This is a genomic window from Sphingomonas naphthae (genome assembly GCF_028607085.1).
GTDB lineage: Bacteria > Pseudomonadota > Alphaproteobacteria > Sphingomonadales > Sphingomonadaceae > Sphingomonas_Q > Sphingomonas_Q naphthae.
Map to the genome: position 1 here is coordinate 2080426 of NZ_CP117411.1, position 24228 is coordinate 2104653.

The window sequence follows — 24228 nt, forward strand, 5'->3', positions numbered from 1 at the left end:
CGATCTCAGGCGGCGGCGGGCCGGCGTTTGGCGTAGCGGGTGACGAGGAAGGTGACGATCGGGCTGCCCACCACCAGCGCCGCCAGCCCCGCCATCGGCGCGATCAGGCCACCGATCAGGGCCGCCGCCGCGATGAGGATCGGGATGAGGCTGCGCGTGGAGAAAACGTCCATCGCGGCCCCATCCACATCCTCCGCCAGCAGCGACGATCGCGCGATCAGGCGAACGAGCCGCCGGTTGAGCAGCCCGATCAGCAGCAGCCAGAAGGCGTAGAAACAGATCGCGACCTTCACCTGGGCAAATTCGCTGACCACGGCGGTCGGGAAGGGCATGAAGGCGATCGACATAAGGAGCATCATGTTGGCCCAGACGATCTTCTGATTGGCGCCGCGCATCAGGCCCATGATCGTGTGATGCACCACCCAGAAACGGGCGAGGACGAGGAAGCTGACGACGAAGCCGATATAATTGGGCAGCAGATCGATCAGCGCCTGCCCCACCGCGACATTGCTGGCCTCGTGCAGATGCGGCAACCGCACCTCCACCACCAGCAGGGTCATCGCGATGGCGAAGACCGCGTCGGAGAAGAAGGTCAGGCGTTCGAGCTGCTGGGCGTCGCGATGGGCGGTCATGCCGGGAATGTCCGGCAGGGCGACGGCGCTGTCCAGCGGGAAAGTGCGCCGTGACGCCACCGATGTTGCACCGCACCCGGCGTACGGCTAGACGCCCGCCCAATCGCATGGACCCGGTGCAAATCCGGGTGGCTATTCCGGCCGCCGATCCGCCGGACAACGCATGGCGCAACGTCCCCCGGCCGCCGACGAGCGGGCCACGCGCCGATCTGCGGACATACATCCATGACCCGTCTCTCCCGCTACGGCCGCGAGTGGTTCACCGGCCCGGCCGCCGCCCGCCGCGACATCCTCGCCGGCATGGTCGCCACCTTCGCGCTCATTCCCGAGGTGATCGCTTTCTCCTTCGTCGCCGGGGTCGATCCGCAGGTCGGGCTGTTCGCCTCCTTCGTGATCGGCATCGTCATCGCGATCGCCGGCGGGCGGCCGGCGATGATCTCGGGGGCCGCGGGATCGGTCGCGCTGGTCGCCGCCGCGCTCGTCCATGCCCATGGTCTGCCCTATCTGCTCGCGGCGACGATGCTGGCGGGCGCGATGCAGATCGTGTTCGGCCTGCTCAAGCTCGACGTGCTGATGCGCTTCGTGTCGCGATCGGTGCGGACGGGCTTCGTCAACGCGCTCGCCATCCTGATCTTCTCGGCACAGGTGCCACAGATGCTGGACGTGACATGGCACACCTACGCCATGATCGCGCTCGGCCTCGCCATCATCTACCTCGCCCCCCGGTTGACGACCGCCATCCCCTCCCCGCTGATCTGCATCGTCGTGCTGACGGGCGTCGCCATGGCGGTGCCGATGCCGCTCAAGACGGTGGCCGATCTCGGTCGCCTGCCCGATGCGCTGCCCGCCTTCGCGCTGCCGCACCTGCCGATCGCGTGGGAAACGCTGGGCATCGTCCTGCCCTATGCCTTCGCCATGGCCGCCGTGGGCCTGCTCGAATCGATGATGACGGCCAGCGTGGTCGATGATCTCACCGAGACGACGAGCGGCAAAGCGCGCGAATGCACCGGGCTCGGCCTCGCCAATCTCGCCGCCGGGCTGTTCGGCGGGATCGCGGGGTGCGGCATGATCGGCCAGACGGTCGGCAACATCCGCTATGGCGGGCGCGGGCGGCTCTCGACCCTCGTGGCCGGCCTGTTCCTGCTGCTGGTGATGGTGCCGCTCAGGCCGTGGGTGGCGCAGGTGCCCGTGGCGGCGCTGGTGGCGATCATGGTGATGGTCTCGGCCAGCACCTTTTCCTGGGGCTCGCTGCGCGACTTGGCGCGCCATCCGAAAATGTCGGGCGTGGTGATGCTGGCGACGGTGGTGGTGACGGTGGCGACGCACGACCTGTCGATGGGCGTGGGGGTCGGCGTGCTGCTGAGCGGCGTGTTCTTCGCTTTCAAGGTAACGCGCCTGATGGGCGTGACCAGCCACCACGACGCGGCCACCGACACGCGCACCTATGAGGTGACCGGCCAGATCTTCTTCGCCAGCGCCGACATCTTCGCCGACCGCTTCGACCTGACCGACACCGCCCGCCACATCCGCATCGACCTGACGGCGGCCCATTTGTGGGACATCACCGCCGTCGGCGCGCTGGAGGATGTGGTGACGAAGATGCGCCGCCACGGGCTGACGGTCGAGCTGATCGGCCTGAACGCGGCCAGCGCCATCCTGGTCGATCGCCACGCGCCGCTGGTGCGGGAAACGTAATTCCTCCCCAAGCTCGCTTGGGGAGGATGGGATCAGGCCGCCGCCAGCGCCGGCTCGCCGCCCACCCTCTCGCCCCGGAACACCGCCATGTCGAGGATGCCCTCGCGCTTGGCGACGATCGTCGGCACCAGTGCCTGGCCCGCCACGTTCACCGCCGTGCGCCCCATGTCGAGGATCGGATCGATCGCCAGCAGCAACCCGACGCCCTCCAGCGGCAAGCCGAGGGTGGAGAGGGTGAGCGTCAGCATCACCACCGCGCCGGTCAGCCCGGCGGTCGCGGCGGAGCCCACCACGGACACGAACACGATCAGCGCGTAATCGGACAGGCCGAGCGGCAGGCCGAAGAATTGCGCCACGAAGATCGCCGCGATCGCCGGATAGATCGCGCCGCAGCCGTCCATCTTGGTGGTGGCGCCCAGCGGCACGGCAAAGGCGGTGTAGGCGCGCGGCACGCCAAGGCCGCGCTCGGTCACCTCCTCGGTCACGGGCAATGTGCCCACCGACGAGCGCGAGACGAAGCCGATCTGGATCGCGGGCCAGGCGGCCGCGAAGAAGCGCATGGGGCTGAGACCATTGGCGAGCAGCAGCGCCGGATAGACCACGAACAGCACCAGCCCGAGCCCGATGTAGATCGCCGCCGAGAAGGAGCCGAGCGCCGCCAGCGCATCCCAGCCGTAGCGCACCACCGCGTCGCCGATCAGCGCGGCGGTGCCGATCGGGGTCAGCCGGATCACCCAGCGCAGCAGCCGGCGGAAGACCTGGAGCGCCGATCCGTTGAAGGCGAGGAACGCCTTCCCCGCCGGCCCGATCCGCACCGCCGCCGCGCCGATCGCGATGGCCGCGACGATGATCTGCAACACGTTGAACGATAGGCTCGTCGCCGCCGATCCGTCGTCGGCCAGCTTGGTCGAGGCGGTCAGCCCCATGATGTTGGCCGGCACCAGCCCTTTCAGGAAATCGAGCCACGATCCGCGCGTGGTGGGCGCCACCGCCGCCGCCTGATCGACCGCCGCGTGCAGCCCGGGCTGCATCACGAGACCCAGCACGATCCCGATCGACACCGCGATCAGCGCCGTGATCGCGAACCACAGCAAGGTCCGCCCCACCAGCCGCGCGGCATTGTCGAGATCGCGCAGCGCCGCGATCGATCCGACGATGGCGGTGAACACCAACGGCGGCACCAGCGCCTTGAGCAACTGGACGAAGATCTGCCCTACCGTGTGCAGCCCCTCCCCCAGCGCGCTCTCCGGCCCGCCATAGGCCCGGGTGAGAAAGCCGAGGATCAGGCCGGCGGCGAGGCCGATCAGCACTTGGGCGCCAAAGGACGGCAGGCGGATTGCGCGCGGGGATGTCATGACGCCCAAGTGGTTCCCTCTTGTCCACCGTCCAACATAGGAATTCTGCGTTCCCGGCAAGTTCCTCCCCTGCAAGGGGAGGGGAACCAGCCGCAGGCTGGTAGAGGGGTAACCTGCTCTCGATAGCACGATACCCCTCCGTCAGCCCTGCGGGCTGCCACCTCCCCTTGCAGGGGAGGATTTGCGGGGCGCGGGATTGCCATTAGACCCCCAACGCATGAACCCCCTGTTCGCCCACCTGCCCACCAGCGTGTTCGAGGAAATGTCGCTGCTCGCCCGCGAGACCGGCGCGATCAATCTCGGCCAGGGTTTTCCCGATGGCGACGGGCCGGAGGACATCCGCCGCGCCGCCGCCGATCATCTGCTGACCGGATCGAACCAATATCCGCCGATGATGGGGCTGCCCGCGCTGCGCGAGGCGGTGGCGGCGCATTATGGCGCGCATCAGGGGCTGGCGCTGGCGGCCGGCAACGTCCTGGTCACCTCGGGCGCGACGGAGGCGCTGGCGGCATCCATTCTGGCGATCGTCCGCCCCGGCGACGAGGTGATCCTGTTCGCGCCGGTCTATGATTCCTACGCGCCGATCGTGCGGCAGGCGGGTGGCGTGCCACGCTTCGTCCGCCTCGCCCCGCCGGGCTGGCGCATCACGCGCGAGGCCGTCGCGGCCACGATAACCCCCGCGACCCGGCTGATAATCGTCAACAATCCGATGAACCCGACCGGCCGGATGCTCGACGCCGGGGAAACCGCGCTACTGGCCGACATCGCCGTCGCCCACGACCTGACCGTCATCTGCGACGAGGTGTGGGAGCATGTGCTGTTCGACGGCCGCGCCCACATCCCGCTGATCGGCCTGCCCGGCATGGCCGATCGCACGATCAAGATCGGATCGGCCGGCAAGATCTTCTCGATGACCGGCTGGAAAGTCGGCTGGGTCGTCGCCCCGCCCGCGCTGGTGGCGCAGGTCGCGCGGGTCCACCAATTCCTGACCTTCACCACCCCGCCCGCCTTGCAGGCGGCGGTGGCTTATGGGCTGGGCAAGGACATGGCCTATTTTGAGGGCATGCGGGCGGGCTACCAGCGATCGCGCGACCGGCTGGCGGCGGCGCTGACGGATGCCGGCTATGCGGTGCTGCCATCCGACGCCTCCTACTTCCTGTGCGTCGATCTGGCGGCTTCAGGTATCGTGGAGGCCGATCGCGCCTTCGCGCTGCGTATCGTGCGGGAGCATGGTGTCGCCGCCATCCCGATCTCGGCCTTCTACGAAAGCGATCCGGTCACGAATGTGGTGCGGCTGTGCTTCGCCAAGGCCGACGCGACCTTGGACGAGGCCGCGCGGCGGTTGGCGGCGGCACTCCGCCCACCCCGTTCATCCTGAGAGGCTGATTAACGAGGCGGGTCCATTTCAGTCCGTTCGTCCCGAGCGAAGTCGAGGGGCGTGCCACGCGCGCAAGTGTCTCGACTTCGCTCGACACGAACGGTTGGGGAAAAATGCCCCGAAAACGCCTTCATGATACAGACTCTCGGGACGGGCGGATGGTGTGGTCAGCCCCTCACCAGATGCGCGGCCGATCAGCCGGGGCGACGTAATATTTGTCGCCCGGTTTCACCCCGAACGCCGCATACCAGGCGTCCAGATCGCGCACCGGCCCGATCACGCGGAAGCGGGAGGGGGTGTGGGGGTCGGAGGCGACCTGCTGGCGGATCGCATCGTCGCGCTGCTTGTCGCGCCAGCTCTGGGCGAAGGCGAGGAAGAAGCGCTGGTCGCCGGTGAGGCCGTCGATCACCGGCGCGGGCTTGCCGCCCAGCGAGCGGAGGTAGGCGTCGTGCGCCACCGCGAGGCCCGCGAGGTCGGCGATATTCTCACCCATCGTCAGCTTGCCGTTCACATGCGTGCCGGCGACCGGCTCGTAGCTGTCATATTGCTTGCCGAATATGTCGGCCTGCGCGTCGAAGCGCTTGGCGTCCTCGGGCGTCCACCAGTCGCGCACCTTGCCGGTGGCGTCGATCTTGCGGCCCTGATCGTCGAAGCCGTGGCTGATCTCGTGCCCGATCACCGCACCGATCGACCCATAATTCACCGCCGGATCGGCCTTGGGGTTGAAGAAGGGCGGCTGGAGGATGCCCGCCGGGAAGACGATCTTGTTCTCCTCGCCGCCATTGTAGGCGTTCACCGTCTGCGGCGTCATCAGCCACTTGCCGCCATCGACCGGCTTGTTGAGATCGGTGAGCGTATAGGCCCATTCGAAGGCGTGCGACCGCTCGACATTGCCGTAAAGGTCGGCGGCGTCGATCTTCAGCTTGGAATAATCGCGCCATTTGTCGGGATAGCCGACCATCACCTTCATGGCGTTCAGCTTGGCCAGCGCCTCCTTCTTGGTGGCGGCGCTCATCCACGGCGCGGCGGTGATGCGGTCGCCCATCGCCAGCTTCAGATTGCCGACGAGTTCCTCCATCTCCTGCTTGGAGGAGGCGGGGAAATAGCGTTCGACATAAGCGCGGCCCAGCTCCTCGCCGAGCGACTGATCGACCAAAGTGGTGCCCCGCTTCCAGCGCGGCCGCTGCGCCGACACGCCCGAGAGCGAGCGGACGAATTCGAAGCGGCTGTCGACGAACGTCTTCGCCAGATAGGGCGAGGCTTGGTAGATGGTGTGGAAGGCATTCCACGCCTTCAGCGTATCGAGCGGCGTCTTGTCGAAGATGGCGGCGATCGCGGGGAAGGCGCTCTTTTCCTGCACGATCATCGTGCCCGGATCGCCGACCATCGCGCCGGCGAGGAACTCCTTCCACGCAAAGCCGGGCGCCAGTTTCTTGAGCTCGGCCACGGTCATCGGATTGTTGGTCTTGTCGAGGTCGCGGCGGTCGGCGGCGGCCCAGCTGACCTTGGCGATCTCGGTCTCGAACGCCATGATCGCATCGGCATGGGCGGCGGGCGTCGGGTAGCCCGCCATCGCCAGCGCGCGTTCGATATAGGCGCGATAGGCGGTGCGCTGCGGCTGGAAATCGGGCTTCAGATAATAATCGCGCTCGGGCAGGCCGATGCCCGCCTGGCCGATGTAGAAGGTGTTGATGCCCGGCCGGTTGGGATCTGAATAGACGAAGGGGCTGAACAGCGGCAGGCCGAAGCCCGCCGACTGCGCGCCGTTGAGCCGCGCGAAGCCCGCCTTGTCCTTCACCGCGGCGATCTTCGCCAGATCGGCCGCCAGCGGCCTGGCCCCGAGCGCGTCGACCCGCGCCTCGTCCATGAAGCTCTTGTAGAGGCCGCCGATCAGGCTGGTGGCGGGCGCCGCCTCGATCAGGCTGCGCAGCTGCACCTGCGACAGGTTGAACACATCGTAGCCGACGCCGGCCGAGGGCTGATCGCCCGGAATTTCGGTGCGCTTGGCCCAGCCGCCATTGGCGTAATTGTCGAAATCGTCGCCCGGCTTCACCGCCATGTCGCGGGCCGACAGATCGAAGCCCCAGGGTTCGTATTTCTTCGCCTGCGTGGCGGTGGCGGTGTCGCCCTCGGTGGGTGTGGCGGTCTGCGCCAGCAGCGGCGCGGCCGCGCACGCCAGCGCCGCCGTGGCGAGGAGAAGATGCTTCATGCGAACCCCCTGAACAGTCGATCGTCGTCTGGGCGAGTTGGTAGGATGAAACACCTCGCCTTGCCAGTGGCATCGCTTCGTCGGTTGGTGCATGGTTTTTCAAGGGGATCGCCAGTGATTCCCGCCCGCACCCTCAAAGGAGCCCACGCCATCAGGCAGATCGCCGCATTGCCCTATAGAATCGAGGAGGATGGCAGCTTCCGCGTGATGCTCATCACCTCGCGCGAGACGAAGCGGTGGGTGATCCCCAAGGGCAATCTGATCCGTGGCCTGCCGCGCCATCGCGCCGCCGGGCAGGAGGCGTGGGAAGAGGCCGGATTGACGGGTGTCATATGTCCGTCATCAATCGGCACGTACAGCTACGCCAAGCGGCGCCGTTCCGGTGCCGTAAGGACAGCCGACGTCGACGTGTTTCCGCTCGCGGTGATGGGCCAGGATGATGACTGGCCCGAACGCCTGGAGCGCGAGGCGCGTTGGTTCACGCTTTCCGAAGCCGCGGGCTTGGTGCAGGAGCCGGGGCTGAAGGCGCTGATCGCGGGCTTTCGTGGCCCGCCGCAGCGCGAGTCGATCATCACGCGCGCCCTCCAGCGGGTGCGTCGAACCGGAGGCGAGAGAATACCGATGCTCAAATGGTTTCAGGCGCTCATGCCGAGCCAGGGCAGCTTCTTCGAGCAGTTCGAGGCGCATGCCGCGACCCTGGTGGCCGGCGCCGACGCGCTCGCCCGCCTGCTCGAAAGCCAGGACGCCGCCGCGATCCAGACCCATGCGAAAACCATCGTCGACGAAGAGCATAAGGCGGACGACATCATCCGCGACGTGCTTCAGGACGTGCGCCGCATCCTCGTCACCCCCTTCGATCGCAGCGCCATCACCGGGCTGATCGGGGTGATGGACGACGCCATCGACCAGATGAACTCCTTCGCCAAGACGATCACCCTGTACGACGTGACCCGTTTCCAGCCGGAAATGCGCGACATGGGCGGCATCATCGTCGAGGCGGCGCGCATCACCGCCGAGGTGATGCCCCTCCTCCGCTCGATCGGCACCAACGGCGCGCGCATCACCGAACTGACCGAGCGGCTCGTCCGCATCGAGGGCAAGGCCGACGACATCCACGACGCCGGCGTCCACGCGCTCTATCGCGCCTCGTCGGAAAAGCCGATGGAATTCATCGTCGGGCGGGAGCTGTTTTCCAGCCTGGAGAAGATCGTCGATCGCTTCGAGGATGTCGCCAACGAGGTCCAGGGCCTCGTGATCGACCACGCCTGAGCCGCGAGCGACACCATGACCACCCTCGCGATGCCGCTGCTGATCGGCCTGATCGTCCTCGCGCTGGCGTTCGATTTCATCAACGGCCTGCATGACGCCGCGAACTCCATCGCGACCGTCGTCTCCACCCGCGTGCTGCGCCCGCAATATGCGGTGCTGTGGGCGGCCTTCTTCAACTTCATCGCCTTCCTGTTCTTCGGCCTGCATGTCGCCGAGACGGTCGGCAAGGGCACGATCCACGTCGACATCGTCGACGCGCAGGTGATCTTCGGCGCGCTGATGGGCGCGATCGCGTGGAACCTCATCACCTGGGGCCTCGGCATCCCCTCCTCGTCCAGCCATGCGCTGATCGGCGGGCTGGTGGGCGCGGGCGTCTCCAAGGGCGGGATCGGCGTGATCGAATGGGCCGGGCTCGGCAAGACCGTGTCGGCCATCGTGATGTCGCCCGCGATCGGGCTCCTGCTGGCGCTGGTGCTGGTGCTGGTGACGACGTGGCTGTTCCTGCGATCGACCCCGCTCGCCAACGACCGCCGCTTCCGCAAGCTCCAGTTGGTCTCCGCCTCGCTCTATTCGCTGGGCCATGGCGGCAACGACGCGCAGAAGACGATGGGGATCATCGCCGTGCTGCTCTATTCGCAGGGCCTGCTGGGCGGCAGTTTCCATGTGCCCTTGTGGGTCGTCCTGTCCTGTCAGGCCGCGATGGGCCTCGGCACGCTGATGGGCGGGTGGAAGATCGTCCACACCATGGGCTCCAAGATCACCCGCCTGACGCCGACGCAGGGCTTCTGCGCGGAGACCGGCGGCGCGATCACGCTGTTCGCCGCGACCTGGCTGGGCATCCCCGTCTCGACGACCCACACCATCACCGGCGCGATCGTCGGCGTGGGCGCGGCGCGGCGCATGTCGGCGGTGCGGTGGAGCGTCGCCAGCAGCATCGTCGTCGCGTGGGTCGTCACCCTCCCCGCCTCCGCCCTGATCGCGGCCTTCTTCTACTGGCTGGCCGGCGCGATCGGCTTTCTGACGCACGGTTGAGCCCAACCCGTGCCCTGCTTTCGCAGGGGCACGGCAGCACCTATCGGTACGCGACGGGCTGCCGGGATGGAACGGTACACCACCGCAACGGGTTGATCCTTCGTCGATCGAAGGGGCCTGTTGAGGATGGACCAAACCGCCACCGCCACCCCCACCTGCCCCTATTGCGGCACGGAAGCGGTCGGGCGGTTCTGCTCGGCCTGCGGCAAGGAGTTGGCCGAGCATAGCGATTCCACCCGCGTGATGAAGGATGTGCTGGGGGTGAAGACCCCGCCGGTGAAGGCCATCACCTGCACCGGATATTTCGCGCTCTTCCGCCCGGCCCTGCTCTCGACCCGCTGGTGGAACGGTGAGCGGCGCGGGCTGGTGTCGCCGGTGGTGATGATCTCCACGGTCACCGCCATCGCCGGATCGATCGGCGCGGTCCTTGGCCATCTCTACGGCACCGGCGCGATCGCGGCGGGCAACGATGCCGATCTGGCGCAGGTGCAGAATCTCGCGCCCTTCCTGCAAGGCCGCTTCCCCCGGCAATTCGCCGCCGCCGCCGGCGATCCGGTGGGCTTCGCGCAGAAATTCCGGCAGGTCGGCGGGTGGTTCGCCGCCTTCTGGCCCTTGCTGCTGATCCTGCCCGGCTATCTGTCGCTCGCCCCCTGGAAGCGCATCCGGTCGCATTGCGCGCTCATCATCGCCTGCGTCGAGACGGTGTTCCTCACCGCCGTATCGGCCGGCTTCCTGTTCCTGCGCGCGATCGTCCCCGCGCTGGAGGGAAATGGCCTGCTGACGACGCTCATCTGGATCGGCATCTGCGTGCATGGCGCGGCGCATATCCGCCATGCCGTCGGCAGCGGCTGGGGCTATGCGATCAGCCGGCCGCTCATCGCGACCCTGCTGTTTCCCTTCATCATCTATGGCTGGATGGTCGAGGTGCTGTGGGTGACGATGGTGAGCTGGCCCGTCCTCGGCGGCTGAGCCCCTCGACAGACGCGCCGCCGCGCGCCAAAGCCGGGGCCATGGTTTCACGGCGTATCCTCCTGATCGTCGGCGGCGGCATCGCGGCCTACAAGGCGTGCGAGCTGATCCGCGCGCTGCGCAAGGCCGGGCACAGCGTGCGCTGCGTGCTGACCGACGGCGGCGCCCATTTCGTGACGCCGATGACGCTTGCGGCCCTCTCCGAACAGCCGGTCCACACCTCGCTGTGGGATCTGAAGGACGAGGCCGAGATGGGCCATATTCAGTTGAGCCGACAGGCCGATCTGGTCGTCGTCTGCCCCGCGACCGCCGATCTGCTGGCGCGCATGGCGGCGGGCATCGCCGACGATCTGGCGACCACTTTGCTGCTCGCCACCGACACGCCGGTGCTGGCGGTGCCCGCGATGAACGTGCGGATGTGGCTGCACCCCGCGACGCGGCGCAACGTGGCGACCCTGCGGGCCGATGGCGTGACGGTGATGGAGCCCGACGAGGGCGCCATGGCCTGCGGCGAATATGGGCCGGGGCGCTTGCCGGAGGTGGAGGCGATCGTCGCGCGGATCGAGGCGGCGCTTGGGACACGTCCCTCGACTTCGCTCGGGACGAACGGCGCCAGTGTGGCTAAGCCATCCCCCCTCGATCCGTTCGTCCCGAGCGAAGTCGAGGGACGGGAAGCCCGCCCGCCCCTCACCGGCAAACACGCGCTTGTCACCGCCGGCCCGACCCATGAGCCGATCGACCCGGTGCGCTACATCGCCAACCGCTCTTCCGGCAAACAGGGTTACGCCATCGCCGCCGCGCTCGCCGCGCTCGGCGCCCGCGTCACGCTCGTGTCCGGCCCCGTCGCGCTCGCCACCCCGCCCGGCGTGACCCGGATCGATGTGGAGACCGCGCGCGAAATGGCCGCCGCTGTCGAGACAGCCTTGCCCGCCGACATCGCCGTGATGGTCGCCGCCGTCGCCGACTGGCGGGTCGAGGCGGCCGGGCAGAAGATCAAGAAGGGCGCGGCCGGCACCCCCGCGCTCACCCTGGTCGAGAATCCCGATATCCTCGCCACCCTCGCCGCCTCGCCCCGGCGTCCCACCTTGCTCATCGGTTTCGCCGCCGAGACCGAGCATGTCGCCGATCACGCCCAGGCCAAGCTCGCCCGCAAGGGCTGCGACTGGATCGTCGCCAACGACGTGTCGGGCGACGTGATGGGCGGCGACACCAACAGCGTGCGCATCGTCACCCGCGACGGCATCGAGGAATGGCCCGCCGCCGCCAAGGCCGATGTCGCCGCCCGCCTCGCCCGAAGGATCGCCGATGCCCTTGCCTGACATCACCATCCAGCTGAAGCGCCTGCCGCATGGCGCCGGCCTGCCGCTGCCGGCCTATGCCACCGCCCACGCCGCCGGCATGGACGTGGTCGCCGCCGAAGATCTCACCCTCGCCCCCGGACAGCGCCACGCCGTCGCCACCGGCTTCGCCATCGCCATCCCGGAGGGCTATGAGGTGCAGGTCCGCCCGCGCTCCGGCCTCGCGCTCAAGCACGGCATCACCTGCCCCAACAGCCCCGGCACGATCGACGCCGACTATCGCGGCGAGGTGAAGATCATCCTCGCCAATCTGAGCAGCGAGCCCTTCCCGATCGCGCGCGGCGAGCGGATCGCCCAACTCGTCCCCGCCATCGTCCAGCGCGCCGCCTTCGCCGAGGTCGATACGCTCGACGAGACGGTGCGTGGCAGCGGCGGCTTCGGATCGACCGGCCGCTGATGGAGCTGACTGACGGCCAACTCGACCGCTACGCCCGCCACATCATCCTCAAGGAGATCGGCGGCGAGGGGCAGATGCGGCTGCTGGGCGCGCATGTCGCTCTGGTCGGCGCGGGCGGCATCGGCTCGCCCGCGATCCAGTATCTGGCGGCGGCCGGCGTCGGCCGGCTGACCATCATCGACGACGATCGGGTCGCGCTCTCCAACCTCCAGCGCCAGACGCTCTACGCCACGCGCGATGTCGGCTCGACCAAGGCGGCGATGGCGGCCAATGCCGTGCAGAAGCTCAACCCCGACGTGCATGTGCGCCCCGTCGATCGCCGGCTCGATCGCGACAATGCCGCCGCGATGCTGGCCGGGGTGGATGTGATCCTCGACGGATCGGACAGTTTCGCCACCCGCCTCGCCGTGGCCGACGCCGCGCTCGACCTGCGCATCCCGCTCGTCTCGGCGGCGGTCGGCCAGTTCGACGGGCAATTGGCGGTCTATCGCGGGTGGGAGGCGGACAAGCCATGCCTGCGCTGCCTCGTCGGCGGCGATCCCGAGCGGCCCGACGTATCCTGCGCCGATCAGGGCGTGCTGGGCGCGCTGACCGGCGTGATGGGCAGCCTCGCCGCGATCGAGGTGGTGCGCCAGATCGCCCCGTTCGGCGAGGACAGCGCCGGCCGCTTCCTGCTGGTCGATGCGCTGGCCTTCCGCTTCCGCACCGTGACCCTGCCGAAAGACCCCGGATGCCGCTGCGCGACCGCGACCTGAAGGGCCTGGCGATCATCGTCGCCGGCGAGGACCGTGCCCGTTTCCACGCCGCGCTGTCGCTGGCGGGCGCGCAGGCGGCGCTGGGTGGGCGGTCGCGGGTCTATCTCCACGGCCCGGCGGTGGGGCTGCTGGCGGCGGCCGCGATCGACCGCGAGGATGCTTTGTGGCGCGCCGCCGGCCAGCCCACCGTGGCGCAACTCCAGGAAGACGCCCTCACCCTCGGCGTCACCCTGATCGCCTGCCAGACCGGGCTGGCGATGGCGGGCATCGACGCGGCCACGCTGGACGCGCGGATCGAAACCGGCGGGCTGGTCGGCCTGATGGCGACCCTGGACGAGGATAGGCTGCTGTTCGCCTGACCTGAAGTTCCTCCCCAAGCTCGCTTGGGGAGGGGGACCGCCGGCGCAGCCGGTGGTGGAGGGGTCTCCCCGCCACCCGCCGCGCGCAGGCCCCTCCACCATCGCTTCGCGATGGGCCCCCTCCCCGAGCAAGCTCAGGGAGGAACTAAGCGCCCAGCATCTCCGCCACCCATTCCGGCACCAGCACGCTCGCCGGCCCGCGCCGCGTCTCGTCGAACGCGAAGCTGCCCTGCGACGCCTCCAGATTCAGCTCCAGCGTTTCCGCGCCATAGGCCCGCGCCGCCCGCACGAACCCCGCCGCCGGATAGACCGCGCCCGACGTGCCGATCGACACGAACAGATCGGCGCGGGCCAGCGCCGCCTCGATCCGCTCCATCTGATAGGGAATCTCCCCGAACCAGACGATATCCGGCCTAAGCGCCCGCGCCCCGCAGGCCGGGCATTCGGGCGCATCGCCCAGCGGCCCCGTCCAGCCCGATCGCGCGTCACAGTCCAGGCACCAGGCCGATCGCAGCTCGCCATGCATGTGCAGCACGCGGCTCGCCCCGGCCCGCTCATGCAGATCGTCCACATTCTGCGTCACGATCAGCAGTTCGCCCGGCCACTCCCGATCGAGCCGCGCCAGCGCCTCGTGCGCCGCATTGGGCGCGACCGTCTCCAGCGCCGCCCGCCGCATGTCGTAAAACCGATGCACGAACCCCGCATCCCGCGCGAACGCCTCGGGCGTGCACACATCCTCAACCCGATGCCCCTCCCACAACCCGTCCGGCCCGCGAAACGTGGCGAGCCCGGATTCGGCGGAGACGCCGGCGCCGGTGAGGATGACGATGTTGGCGATGGCGGACATGCGGAAAGGATAGCTATCCGCTCGCGCCCGGCCAAGCGGTTGACCGGCCCTTAACCTTTGCGGGGCTAGAAAACATTCAAATCGGAGGTTTTCCCAGCATGTCCCAGCCTTTGTCGCAAACACATCACGGCCGGCAGGCCGCGTGGGAGGCGATGTGCAAGTCGCAGGCGGTGGTGCAGTTCGATCTCGACGGGCGGCTGCTGTGGGCCAATGACGTGTTTCTGGCGACGCTGGGCTATCGGCTCGACGAGGTCGTGGGGCAGCATCACCGGATGTTCTGCACCCCGGCCTATGTCGCCTCGGCCGATTATGCCGATTTCTGGGCGAAGCTGCGCGGCGGGGCGTTCGACGCGGGCGAGTATAAAAGGGTCGCGCGTGGCGGGCGCGAGGTGTGGCTCAACGCCACCTACAATCCGCTGCTCGACGAGAATGGCGCGCCGAGCGGCGTGCTCAAGATGGCGAGCGACGTGACCGCCGCCAAGCTGCACGCGGCCGAGGCGGCGGGCACGATCGCGGCGATCCATCGCGCGGCGGCGGTGATCGAATTCGACCTCAACGGCCATATCCTCGACGCCAACGAGCATTTCCTCGCGCTGTTCGGCTATCGCCGCGCCGATGTCGTCGGCCAGCACCACCGGATGCTGTGCGACGAGGCCGATACGCGCACCGCCGCCTACGAGCGTTTCTGGCAGCGGCTGGGCTGCGGCGAATATGATGCCAGTCGCTACCGGCGCCGCGCGCGCGACGGCCGGCCGATATGGGTGCAGGCGACCTACAATCCGATCCTCGACGCGGACGGCATGCCCGCCAAGATCGTCAAGATCGCGAGCGACGTGACGGTACAGGTGCAGCTCGAGCAGGAGGTGCAGCAGCGGCTGGAGGATAGCGCGCGCTTCCAGGCGGAGCTGACCGCGCGTGGCGAGACGCTCCAGCACACGCTTGGCCAGCTCGCCACGATCGTCTCCACCATCAACGGCATCGCCGCGCAGACCAATTTGCTGGCCCTGAACGCCACGATCGAGGCGGCGCGCGCCGGCGAGGCCGGGCGCGGCTTCGCGGTGGTGGCGGGCGAGGTGAAGAAACTCGCCAGCGATACGCGGCGGGCGACCGAGGAGGCGGCGCGGATGATGGCGAGCCGGGGGGCGGCGTTCGGGTTGCAGGCGGCATAGGGCCTGACCGCCTTCACGCCATCCCCCCTCCCCCGTTCGTCCTGAGCGCAGTCGAAGGACGTGCGACTAGACGACACCGCTTGGGACACGTCCTTCGACTTCATGCCTTCAGCATGAAGTTTATCCTGAGCGCCTGCCGTGGCAGGCAGTCGAAGGGCTCAGGACGAACGGACTTGACAGGTCTTGCTCCCCCGTCCGCCCCGATTATTCTGCCGCCATGGACATCAGACCCGGCGGCCTCGACGACCCGCGCGTGATCGCGCTGCTCCAGCACCACGTCACCACCGCCCGCGCCGAAACCGGGCTCGGCTCCGCGCACGCGCTCGATGTGTCCGGCCTGCAAACCCCCGACATCCGCTTCTGGGCGATGTGGGACGGGGACACGCCCATCGGCCTCGGCGCGCTGCGACGGCTCGATACCGATCATGGCGAGGTCAAATCGATGCACACCGCCGCCAGCGCCCGCCGCCGGGGCGTGGGCGCGGCGATGCTGGCGCATATCATCACCGCAGCGCGCGCCGAGGGCCTCGCCCGCCTCAGCCTCGAAACCGGCGCCTGGCCCTATTTCGCGCCGGCGATGGCGCTCTACACCGCGCACGGCTTCGTCGAATGCGCGCCCTTCGGGGACTATCGCCCCGATCCGAACAGCCGCTTTCTCACCCTCACCCTATAGCCTCGCGGAACGACGGCGGACGCAAGCCGTTGAGCGAAATAGTCCAATCGCGCGAGGCCCTTATGCCCTTCACCCAGCTCGACCCGCCGCTCCCGATGATCGTGGAGGGAAAGGGCGACGGCTATGCCGTGGCGGTGATCGATTACGGGCAGGAATTCGATCTGCTGTGGGTCGTCGCGCTGGACGACAGCGGCGAGATCTGGTCCGCGCCCAACCCCAAGGTGCGGATGAAGGGAAACTGGTCGATGGGCCGCGCCAAGCCCAACCTGCGCAAGGCCGAGCCCGTGCCGCCGGCGCGGATCGCGGCGGTGGGCGCTTGAAGCGGTAAAACCGTTATTGCGAGCGTAGCGAAGCAATCCAGCGCCGGACTGGATTGCTTCGCTGTGTTCGCGATGACGAACAAGATCAATCGCGCGGGTCGATCTCTACCCGGTTGCGGCCCTCGCGCTTCGCCGCCAGCAAGCGATCGTCCGCGCGCGACACCAGTTCCGCCACGATCTCGCCCGCGCGCAGTTGCGCCACGCCGGCCGAGAAGGTGACCTGGCCGATCGGGCGATCGGTGTCGCGCAGGCGCAGGTGGCGCTCGGACAGGCGCTCGCGGATGTCGTCGATATGGGTGGCGGCCTCGCTGGCGGTCAGCCCCTCGAACATCATGAGGAATTCCTCGCCGCCGTAGCGGCCGACGAAGCCGCCCGCCGCCTCGCCGTCGCGCAGCGCCTCGGCGACCAGCTTCAGCACCCGATCGCCGACCGCATGGCCGAATTCGTCGTTGATCCGCTTGAAATGATCGACGTCGCAATAGGCCAGCGCCAGCGGCTTGCTGAGCCGTTCGGCGGCGGCGACCGCCTCGGCCAGCCGCTCCTCGATCGCGGCGCGGTTGGGCAGGCCGGTCAGGCTGTCGCGCGCGGCCAGCGCCGAGACCTCGGCGAGCGTGCCGTGGAGCGTGTCCACCTCGCGGCTCATTTCCGCCAGCCGGCTCTCGGCGCGGCGGGTGCGATCGACCATCATCGAAGTCAGTTCGACCAGCGATCGCATCGCGCGGGCGGGCGAAGCGCCGTCGAGATCGCGCGCGCTCGTCTGGAGCGCGTCGCCGTAAGCGCGCACGTCGGCGCCCGATTCGCGGACGATCCCGTCCACCTTGGCGATCGCGGCGAGCGCATCCTCCAGAAGCTGGGCAAGTTGTTCGCCGATCGGTTCGGCGGGGGCCTCCGGGGCGGGTTCCGCCTGCGGGCATTCGAGCATCCCCGCGAGGCCGTCGCCATCGGCGCGGACCACCTGATAGGCGAGTTCATAATTGGAGGGGGTGGGGGCGAGGCCGTTCACCGCCAGGAAGCTGCCGATATGCTCGAACAGGCCGGGCGCGCCGGGCGGAGTGCCGGCGATCAGCGGCTCCTCCTCGGGCGGGGTCATCAGATAATCCCGCATCGCCTTCAGGCGGCCCCCGAGCCCCCCGCGCTGGGCCGGGGCGGAGCGCGTGTCGCGCGGCGGAAATTTCGGCTCGAACATGATGAGCGTAACGACCGGGCGGCGTGAGGATTTAGGCGGTTTCGTGGGGTGAGCCGGGGCGGGCGGGCAAGGTGTGGAAATGGTGGATTTTTGTTCACGCGGAGACGCGGAGACGCGGAGAGAAAGAAGGGGGATTTTGGTGGGACGTGGCGCCCGAGCGTCGGAGAAATGAGTGCGGCCGGTGAGCCACGGCCCATCCACGCCTTCTCTCCTCCTTTCTTCTCTCCGCGCCTCCGCGTCTCCGCGTGAATCAATCTTGCTGGAGAGCCACCATTGTCGCCCCAAGCCTCCCGAGGCCCCAGCTTTCGCTGGGGCGACGGCTCAAACGAAAACATCCCGGCAGGCTCGCGCCCGCCGGGATGTCCCAGAAACCGGAGAGGCCCGTGAAGGCCCCGTGCGTTACGCCGCCTTCGGGGCCGCCTCGCGCACGCCGACGTCGACATGATCCTCGAACTGGGCGAAATTCTCGATGAACTGGCCGACCAGCGTCTGGGCGGTCTTGTCATATTCCGCCGCGTCGGCCCACGAGCCGCGCGGATCGAGCAGCTTGCTGTCGACGCCCGCCACCGCGACCGGAACCTCGAAGCCGAAGTTCGGATCCTTGGTGAATTCGGCATCCTTCAGGCTGCCGTCCAGCGCGGCGTTGAGGAGGGCGCGGGTCGCCTTGATCGGCATGCGCTTGATGCCGGGCATGGTGGCCTTGCCGCCCGACCAGCCGGTGTTGACCAGCCAGCAATCGACGCCGCCCTTGGCGATCCGCTCCTTGAGGAGGTTGCCGTAGATCGACGGGTGGCGCGGCATGAAAGGCGCGCCGAAGCAGGTGGAGAAGGTGGCCGACGGCTCGGTCACGCCGATCTCGGTGCCCGCCACGCGCGCGGTATAGCCCGAGAGGAAGTGATACATCGCCTGATCGGGCGTCAGCTTCGCGATCGGGGGCAGCACGCCATAAGCGTCCGCCGTCAGGAAGATGATATTCTTCGGGACGGGGCCGAGATTGTCCTTCGACGCATTCGGGATGAATTCGATCGGATAGGAACCACGGCTGTTCTCGGCCAGGCTGTTGTCGTCGAGGTCCAGCTCGCGGGTGGTCTCGTCGATCACGACGTTTTCCAGCACCGTGCCGAAGCGCTTGGTGGTGGCGAAGATCTCCGGCTCAGCCTCGGCCGAGAGGTTGATCATCTTGGCGTAGCAGCCGCCCTCGAAATTGAAGACCGCCTGATCGGACCAGCCATGCTCGTCGTCGCCGATCAGCGTGCGGCTGGCATCGGCCGAGAGCGTCGTCTTGCCAGTGCCGGAGAGGCCGAAGAACACGGCGGTGTCGCCGTTCGGGCCGATGTTGGCCGAGCAGTGCATCGGCATCACACCCTGCGCGGGCAGCTTGTAGTTGAGGATGCCGAACACCGACTTCTTCATCTCGCCGGCATATTTGGTGCCGCCGATCAGGATCAGCTTCTCGGTGAAGTTGACCGCGATCACCGTCTCGCTGCGGGTGCCGTGGCGCTCGGGATCGGCCGCGAAGGTCGGCAGGTCGATGATGGTGAATTCGGGGACGAAGCCTTCCAGTTCGCTCGCGTCAGGGCGCACCAGCAGCGTGCGGATGAACTGGTTGTGCCACGCCAGCTCGTTGATGACGCGAACCTTGACGCGATAGGCCGGCTGCGACCCGCCGAACAGATCCTGCACGAACAGGGTGTCCTTGGTGGCGAGGTGGGCGAGGAAATCGGTCTTGAGCGTGGCGAACTGCTCCGGGGTCATGCCCTTGTTGGTCTTGCCCCACCACACCGTCTCTTCGGTCTCGGCATCGCGGACGATGAACTTGTCGTTCGCCGAGCGGCCGGTGTGCTTGCCGGTCTTCACCACCAGCGGGCCGTCCTTGGCCAGAATGCCCTCGCCCCGGCTCAGCGCCTGCTCGACGAGCTGCGGCGTGATGAGGTTCCAGTGGATGTCGGCGGAAACGTCGAAACCCTGGGTGGCGAGGCCGTGGGTCGGGATGCGGCTGGTCAAGTGTGGTACTCCCCCGATGGGCGCGCGAAGGCCGCGCTCGATGACTGCTGTATCAAGGCATAACTTGGGGCCGGCGATGCGTCAAAGGGGGCTTTGGGATAGAAACGGTCGCGGAACGGCCAATTCTGCGGAATCGCGACGGGCCGGTGCGGGGAACGGCCGAAAGATTATGCGAATTTGCGAAGCGAAGCCGGAAACGCATTTTCTGTCTTACGCTAAAGGCTGGACGCCCGACGCCCCAGGGCGCACATAGCGGCCACGATGACCGCCTCGATCGCTCTCGTCGATGACGACCGCAACATCCTGACCTCGGTTTCGATCACCCTCCAATCCGAGGGATTCGCCGTGCGCGTCTATTCGGACGGGGAGACGGCGCTGAAGGCGCTGACCGAAAATCCCGCCGACCTCGCCGTGCTCGACATCAAGATGCCGCGCATGGACGGGATGGAACTGCTGCGCCGCCTGCGCGAGAAGAGTCAGGTGCCGGTGATCTTCCTGACCAGCAAGGACGACGAGCTGGACGAGGCGCTCGGCCTCGCCCTCGGCGCCGACGATTATATCACCAAGCCTTTCTCGCAGCGCCTCCTGATCGCCCGCATCCGCGCGCTGCTGCGCCGCACCGAATCCCGCGCCGGCGTCGTGCATGACGACGCGCCCGTGGCCGAGATGATCGAGCGCGGCCGCCTGTCGATGGACCCGGCGCGCCACCGCGTGCAGTGGGGCGGGCGCGACGTGACCCTTACCGTCACCGAATTCCTCATCCTGGAGGCCCTGGCCCAAAGGCCCGGCTTCGTGAAATCACGCGACCAGCTGATGGATACGGCCTATCAGGACGATGTCTATGTCGACGACCGCACCATCGACAGCCACATCAAGCGGCTCCGGCGCAAGTTCCGCCAGGTCGATTCCGATTTCAAGGCGATCGAGACGCTCTATGGCGTGGGCTACCGCTTTTCGGAGGAATGACGAGGGCGAGCTTGGCTGGACCGCCGGGCTGACGCTCACCGCCCGCATCCTCGCGGTCAACATCTTCGCGCTCGCGCTGCTGGCGGGCGGCTTCTTCTATCTCGACAGTTTCCGCACCCAGCTGATCGATCAGCAGATGGAGCAGAAGGCCGACGAGGTGGTGGCGGTCGCCGCGGCCGTGGGGGCGGCGCCCCCGGCCGCGCGCGGGCCGATGGCGGCGCGGATCGGCAACGCGCTCGATTCGCGCATCCGCCTCTACGGCCGCGACGGCGCGCGCCAGCTCGACAGCTTCGCCTTCGGCCCGCCGGCCTATGTGCTGCGCGATCCCAATACCGAGCCGCTCCAGCGTCGAATCGCCCGCTTCCTCGATCGCGCGATCGACACGATCGTATTCGCCGATCGCCCGCCGCCCTATGCCGAGCCGGCGCGCGACCGGCTGGAAGCCTGGCCCGAACTGCGCACCGCGCGGGCGACCGGCGCCGAGCGGACGATGCTGCGCCGCGCGCCCGATCGCACCCCGATGATCTCCGCCGCGATGCCCTTGCCCGACGGCACCGGCGTCGTGCTGGTCACCGCCAACGCGCGCGATATCGTGCGCAGCGTGCGGGCCGAACGCTTCTGGCTGAGCATAATCCTGCTCGGCACGACCATCCTGTCGGTGCTGCTCTCGCTGTTCCTGGCGCGCACCATCGCCCGGCCGCTGCGGCGGCTGGCGCTGGCCGCGCACCGCGTCCGCCTTGGCCGCGCGCGCGAGGTGCAGGTGCCGCGCCTGCCCTCGCGCCGCGACGAGATCGGCACGCTCGCCCGCGCGCTCAGCGATATGAGCCAGGCGCTGCGCCAGAAGATCGACGCCACCGAAGCCTTCGCCGCCGACGTGACCCACGAGCTGAAGAACCCGCTCGCCTCGCTGCGGTCTGCGGTGGACAGCCTCGATATCGTCCAGCAGCCCGATCTGCGCCAACGGCTGGTCACCGTCATCAAGGACGACGTGCACCGGCTCGACCGGCTTATCACCGACATCGCCGAAGCCTCGCGCCTCGACGCGGAATTCGCGCGCGCGCGTTTCGAGACGATCGATCTGGGGCTGATGATCGAGGGGCTGATCGCCGCGCGCGAGGCGCGCGGCCAGCCCGAGAATGTCCGCCTCGCCTTCGCCCGCCCGCACAAGGGCACGGCGGTGGTGTTCGGCGACGGATCGCGCCTGGCCCGCGTGTTCGAGAATCTGATCGACAATGCCGTGTCCTTCTCGCCGCCGGCCGGGCTGGTGCAGGTCTCCGCCACGCGCGACGACGAGGAGGTGGTGATCCGGGTGGACGACGAGGGGCCGGGCGTGTCGCACGAGATGCGCGACGCGATCTTCAACCGCTTCCATTCGATCCGCCCGGAGAGCGAGGGCTTCGCGAGCCATTCCGGCCTGGGCCTCGCCATCGCCAAGGCCATCGTCGAGGGGCATAATGGCACGATCACCGTGGAGGATCGCGACGATCGCAGGAGCGGCGCCCGCTTCCTGATCCGCCTGCCGGCGGCGGTGCGCTGAGGTGGCGGCCGGGCTGACGATCCACGCGACCTGCGTGGCGATCGACGGCCGCGCGGTGCTGCTGATCGGCCCTTCGGGATCGGGCAAGTCCGATCTGGCGCTGCGCCTGATCGATCGCGGCGCGAAGCTGGTGGCGGACGATCGCACCATCCTCGATCCCGTCGCGGGCGAATTGCGGGCCAGCGTGCCCGCCACCATCGCCGGCCAGATCGAGGTGCGCGGCGTCGGCATCGTCGCGGCCACGCCCGTCACCGCCCCCGTGGCGCTGGCGGTACGGCTGGACGCCATGCCCGAGCGGATGCCGCCCGAAGTCCTGCCGCTGACCGATTATGCCGGCCTCGGCGTGCCGACCCTCGCGCTCGACGGCTTCGAGGCCTCCGCCCCGCTCAAGGTCGAACTCGCGCTGAAGGCCCTCCCCCGATGACCGCGCCCCGATGACCGGCGCCTCGCGCCCCCGCCGCATCCTCGTCCTCACCGGCCTTTCGGGCGCCGGCCGCACCACCGCGCTGAAAAGCCTGGAGGATATGGGCTGGGAGGTGGTCGACAACGTCCCCCTCCGCCTGCTCGAACGCCTCCTCGAAAGCCCGCCACCGGCCGGCGCGCTCGACGAGGATCGCCCCTTCGCGCTCGGCATCGACAGCCGCACGCGGGGCTTCGATACCGGCCGCATCCTGTCGCGCGTGTCCAAGCTGCGCGAGGATCTCGACGTCTCGGTGCTGTTCCTCGACTGCGCCGGCGCCGAACTCGCCCGCCGCTATTCGGAGACCCGCCGCCGCCACCCGCTGGCGCAGGACCGCCCCGCCGAGGACGGCATCCTGCGCGAACGCGAACTGCTCGCCCCTCTGCGCGCCGCCGCCGACCATCTGATCGACACCACGGGCCTCACCACCAACGGGCTACAGGCCGAGATGCGGGCGCTGTTCGGGGCGGACGGGGCGGGCGGGCCGACGCTGTCGATCATGTCCTTCGGCTTCTCGCGCGGGGTGCCGCGCCAGGCCGATCTGATGTTCGACATGCGTTTCCTGCGCAATCCGCACTGGGAGCGCGACCTGCGCCCTCTGACGGGACTCGACCGCCCCGTCGCCGATTACGTCGCCGCCGATCCGGCCTATGCCGAGGCGCTGGAGCGGATCGAGGGGCTGCTGCTGATGTTGCTCCCGCGCTACGCCGGCGAGGGAAAATCCTATGTCACGGTGGCGATCGGCTGCACCGGAGGGAAGCACCGCTCGGTTCACGTTGCGCAAAGATTGACAGAAACATTGCGCGCAGCGGGATTTTCGCCCACCCTCACCCATCGCGATCTCGTGCGTTAGACATGGAGAGGCGATGGACTAGGGGGATGGCAGGCCCGTTGGCAGGATGAAGATGGACCGGGTGGCTGCATGATCGGATTGGTGTTGGTGACGCACGGCGGCCTGGCCGCGGAATTCGTCACCGCTATGGAGCATGTCGTGGGCAAGCAGCGCGCCGTCGAGGCGATCTGTATCGGCCCGGAAGACGACATGGAAGCGCGACGCGCCGACATCGCCAAGGCGGTGAAGGCGGTGGATGATGGCTCCGGCGTCATCCTGCTGACCGATCTGTTCGGCGGCACGCCCTCCAACCTCGCCATCTCGCTCATGGAGCCCGGCCGCGTCGAAGTCATCGCCGGCGTCAACCTGCCCATGCTCATCAGGCTGGAGGGTGCGCGAAAGATGATGAAGGTCACAGCAGCGGTGGCGGCGGCACGCGAGGCCGGCCGCAAATATATCTCCGTCGCGTCCGAGGTTCTCGGCGAGGCGGCGGCGTGACTGGCCCCTTGCTGGGCGGGTCCGATGGCGTCGGCGAGGCCGTCCGCCAGACCGTCCTGATCGCCAACAAGCGCGGCCTCCACGCCCGCGCCTCGGCCAAGTTCGTCACCCTCGCCGCCGCGCAGGACGCAACGATCGAGGTGGAGAAGGCGGGCTCCGGATCGGTGCTGGGCACGTCGATCATGGGGCTGATGATGCTGGGCGCCGCCAAGGGCGACCATGTCACCATCAGCGCGAGCGGCGCCAAGGCGGATGCGGCACTGGCCGTGCTGGTCGAACTGGTCGAGAACAAGTTCGGCGAGGAGTGACTCTCGCGAAAATGGGTTCA

At 68.4% G+C, this 24228-nt stretch carries 24 protein-coding genes and 1 other annotated feature; of the genes, 18 read left to right on the top strand and 6 right to left on the bottom strand.

Annotated elements, in window-relative coordinates:
* Window positions 1-5 precede the first annotated feature (5 nt).
* Entirely contained in the window at window positions 6-692 is a 687-nt protein-coding gene (locus PQ455_RS09730; RefSeq protein ID WP_273685880.1) for a TMEM175 family protein, read from the bottom strand.
* A 46-nt stretch (window positions 693-738) separates the two neighbouring features.
* Window positions 739-794 (top strand) — a sequence feature (sul1 is cis-regulatory element that is thought to sense ions involved in sulfur or methionine metabolism; They are found in Alphaproteobacteria).
* A gap of 63 nt (window positions 795-857) precedes the next feature.
* Between PQ455_RS09730 and PQ455_RS09735 the strand changes: the two genes are divergently transcribed.
* Window positions 858-2327 (top strand): SulP family inorganic anion transporter, encoded by a 1470-nt coding sequence (locus tag PQ455_RS09735; RefSeq protein WP_273685881.1) that lies wholly within the window; start codon window positions 858-860, stop codon window positions 2325-2327.
* 32 nt (window positions 2328-2359) lie between these two features.
* On the opposite strand, the gene PQ455_RS09740 is transcribed toward PQ455_RS09735, so the two are convergent.
* On the bottom strand, window positions 2360-3682 hold the full coding sequence (locus PQ455_RS09740) for a dicarboxylate/amino acid:cation symporter (protein ID WP_273685882.1): 1323 nt from the start codon (window positions 3680-3682) through the stop codon (window positions 2360-2362).
* Window positions 3683-3899: 217 nt separating this feature from the next.
* Here PQ455_RS09740 and PQ455_RS09745 point away from each other — a divergent pair, with 217 nt between their 5' ends.
* Window positions 3900-5060: an aminotransferase gene (locus PQ455_RS09745; protein ID WP_273685883.1), complete on the top strand. Its 1161-nt coding sequence runs from the start codon at window positions 3900-3902 to the stop codon at window positions 5058-5060.
* Between the two features lie 175 nt (window positions 5061-5235).
* Here the strand turns inward: PQ455_RS09745 and PQ455_RS09750 are convergent, their stop codons facing one another.
* On the bottom strand, window positions 5236-7269 hold the full coding sequence (locus PQ455_RS09750) for a M13 family metallopeptidase (RefSeq protein WP_273685884.1): 2034 nt from the start codon (window positions 7267-7269) through the stop codon (window positions 5236-5238).
* Between the two features lie 150 nt (window positions 7270-7419).
* On the opposite strand from PQ455_RS09750, the gene PQ455_RS09755 reads away from it, so the two are divergent.
* The 7 genes from PQ455_RS09755 (at window position 7420) to PQ455_RS09785 (ending at window position 13408) form a co-directional block, all read left to right on the top strand.
* Window positions 7420-8538, top strand: a complete 1119-nt coding sequence (locus PQ455_RS09755; protein ID WP_273691335.1) for a DUF47 family protein — start codon at window positions 7420-7422, stop codon at window positions 8536-8538.
* Between the two features lie 15 nt (window positions 8539-8553).
* A complete protein-coding gene (locus PQ455_RS09760; RefSeq protein ID WP_273685885.1) occupies window positions 8554-9570 on the top strand; it encodes an inorganic phosphate transporter in 1017 nt (338 codons plus the stop codon).
* 126 nt (window positions 9571-9696) lie between these two features.
* Window positions 9697-10539, top strand: coding sequence for a hypothetical protein (locus PQ455_RS09765; protein WP_273685886.1), 843 nt, complete (start codon window positions 9697-9699; stop codon window positions 10537-10539).
* A 41-nt stretch (window positions 10540-10580) separates the two neighbouring features.
* Window positions 10581-11858, top strand: coding sequence for a bifunctional phosphopantothenoylcysteine decarboxylase/phosphopantothenate synthase (locus PQ455_RS09770; RefSeq protein ID WP_273685887.1), 1278 nt, complete (start codon window positions 10581-10583; stop codon window positions 11856-11858).
* Window positions 11845-12294 carry a dUTP diphosphatase gene (dut, locus tag PQ455_RS09775; RefSeq protein ID WP_273685888.1) on the top strand — a complete coding sequence of 150 codons (450 nt, stop codon included), beginning with the start codon at window positions 11845-11847 and terminating at the stop codon, window positions 12292-12294. Before PQ455_RS09770 ends, dut begins: the two co-directional genes overlap by 14 nt.
* Window positions 12294-13049, top strand: a complete 756-nt coding sequence (locus PQ455_RS09780; protein ID WP_273685889.1) for a HesA/MoeB/ThiF family protein — start codon at window positions 12294-12296, stop codon at window positions 13047-13049. Before dut ends, PQ455_RS09780 begins: the two co-directional genes overlap by 1 nt.
* The gene (locus PQ455_RS09785) at window positions 13025-13408 is read left to right on the top strand and encodes a hypothetical protein (RefSeq protein ID WP_273685890.1); all 384 of its coding nucleotides are present in this window, start codon (window positions 13025-13027) and stop codon (window positions 13406-13408) included. The genes PQ455_RS09780 and PQ455_RS09785 overlap by 25 nt, the downstream gene beginning before the upstream one ends.
* A 145-nt stretch (window positions 13409-13553) precedes the next feature.
* Here the strand turns inward: PQ455_RS09785 and PQ455_RS09790 are convergent, their stop codons facing one another.
* Window positions 13554-14255 carry an NAD-dependent deacylase gene (locus PQ455_RS09790; protein ID WP_273685891.1) on the bottom strand — a complete coding sequence of 234 codons (702 nt, stop codon included), beginning with the start codon at window positions 14253-14255 and terminating at the stop codon, window positions 13554-13556.
* A gap of 98 nt (window positions 14256-14353) precedes the next feature.
* Here PQ455_RS09790 and PQ455_RS09800 point away from each other — a divergent pair, with 98 nt between their 5' ends.
* The 3 genes from PQ455_RS09800 (at window position 14354) to PQ455_RS09810 (ending at window position 16417) form a co-directional block, all read left to right on the top strand.
* Entirely contained in the window at window positions 14354-15424 is a 1071-nt protein-coding gene (locus tag PQ455_RS09800; protein ID WP_337958507.1) for a methyl-accepting chemotaxis protein, read from the top strand.
* Between the two features lie 217 nt (window positions 15425-15641).
* Window positions 15642-16097: a GNAT family N-acetyltransferase gene (locus PQ455_RS09805; protein ID WP_273685892.1), complete on the top strand. Its 456-nt coding sequence runs from the start codon at window positions 15642-15644 to the stop codon at window positions 16095-16097.
* A gap of 62 nt (window positions 16098-16159) precedes the next feature.
* Window positions 16160-16417, top strand: coding sequence for a hypothetical protein (locus PQ455_RS09810; protein ID WP_273685893.1), 258 nt, complete (start codon window positions 16160-16162; stop codon window positions 16415-16417).
* An 85-nt stretch (window positions 16418-16502) separates the two neighbouring features.
* Here the strand turns inward: PQ455_RS09810 and PQ455_RS09815 are convergent, their stop codons facing one another.
* Both PQ455_RS09815 and PQ455_RS09820 read right to left on the bottom strand, forming a co-directional pair.
* On the bottom strand, window positions 16503-17603 hold the full coding sequence (locus tag PQ455_RS09815) for a GGDEF domain-containing protein (RefSeq protein ID WP_273685894.1): 1101 nt from the start codon (window positions 17601-17603) through the stop codon (window positions 16503-16505).
* 399 nt (window positions 17604-18002) lie between these two features.
* Complete coding sequence (locus PQ455_RS09820) at window positions 18003-19607, bottom strand: phosphoenolpyruvate carboxykinase (RefSeq protein WP_273685895.1); 1605 nt, start codon at window positions 19605-19607, stop codon at window positions 18003-18005.
* A 261-nt stretch (window positions 19608-19868) separates the two neighbouring features.
* Here PQ455_RS09820 and PQ455_RS09825 point away from each other — a divergent pair, with 261 nt between their 5' ends.
* The 6 genes from PQ455_RS09825 (at window position 19869) to PQ455_RS09850 (ending at window position 24208) form a co-directional block, all read left to right on the top strand.
* Window positions 19869-20573 carry a response regulator transcription factor gene (locus PQ455_RS09825; RefSeq protein ID WP_273685896.1) on the top strand — a complete coding sequence of 235 codons (705 nt, stop codon included), beginning with the start codon at window positions 19869-19871 and terminating at the stop codon, window positions 20571-20573.
* Window positions 20542-22110 carry a sensor histidine kinase gene (locus PQ455_RS09830; protein ID WP_273685897.1) on the top strand — a complete coding sequence of 523 codons (1569 nt, stop codon included), beginning with the start codon at window positions 20542-20544 and terminating at the stop codon, window positions 22108-22110. The genes PQ455_RS09825 and PQ455_RS09830 overlap by 32 nt, the downstream gene beginning before the upstream one ends.
* Window position 22111: 1 nt before the next feature.
* On the top strand, window positions 22112-22534 hold the full coding sequence (locus PQ455_RS09835; RefSeq protein ID WP_273685898.1) for an HPr kinase/phosphorylase: 423 nt from the start codon (window positions 22112-22114) through the stop codon (window positions 22532-22534).
* 10 nt (window positions 22535-22544) lie between these two features.
* Entirely contained in the window at window positions 22545-23423 is an 879-nt protein-coding gene (gene rapZ, locus PQ455_RS09840; RefSeq protein WP_273685899.1) for an RNase adapter RapZ, read from the top strand.
* A gap of 69 nt (window positions 23424-23492) precedes the next feature.
* On the top strand, window positions 23493-23900 hold the full coding sequence (locus PQ455_RS09845; RefSeq protein ID WP_273685900.1) for a PTS sugar transporter subunit IIA: 408 nt from the start codon (window positions 23493-23495) through the stop codon (window positions 23898-23900).
* Window positions 23897-24208 (top strand): HPr family phosphocarrier protein, encoded by a 312-nt coding sequence (locus PQ455_RS09850; RefSeq protein ID WP_273685901.1) that lies wholly within the window; start codon window positions 23897-23899, stop codon window positions 24206-24208. Before PQ455_RS09845 ends, PQ455_RS09850 begins: the two co-directional genes overlap by 4 nt.
* Window positions 24209-24228: the final 20 nt, after the last annotated feature.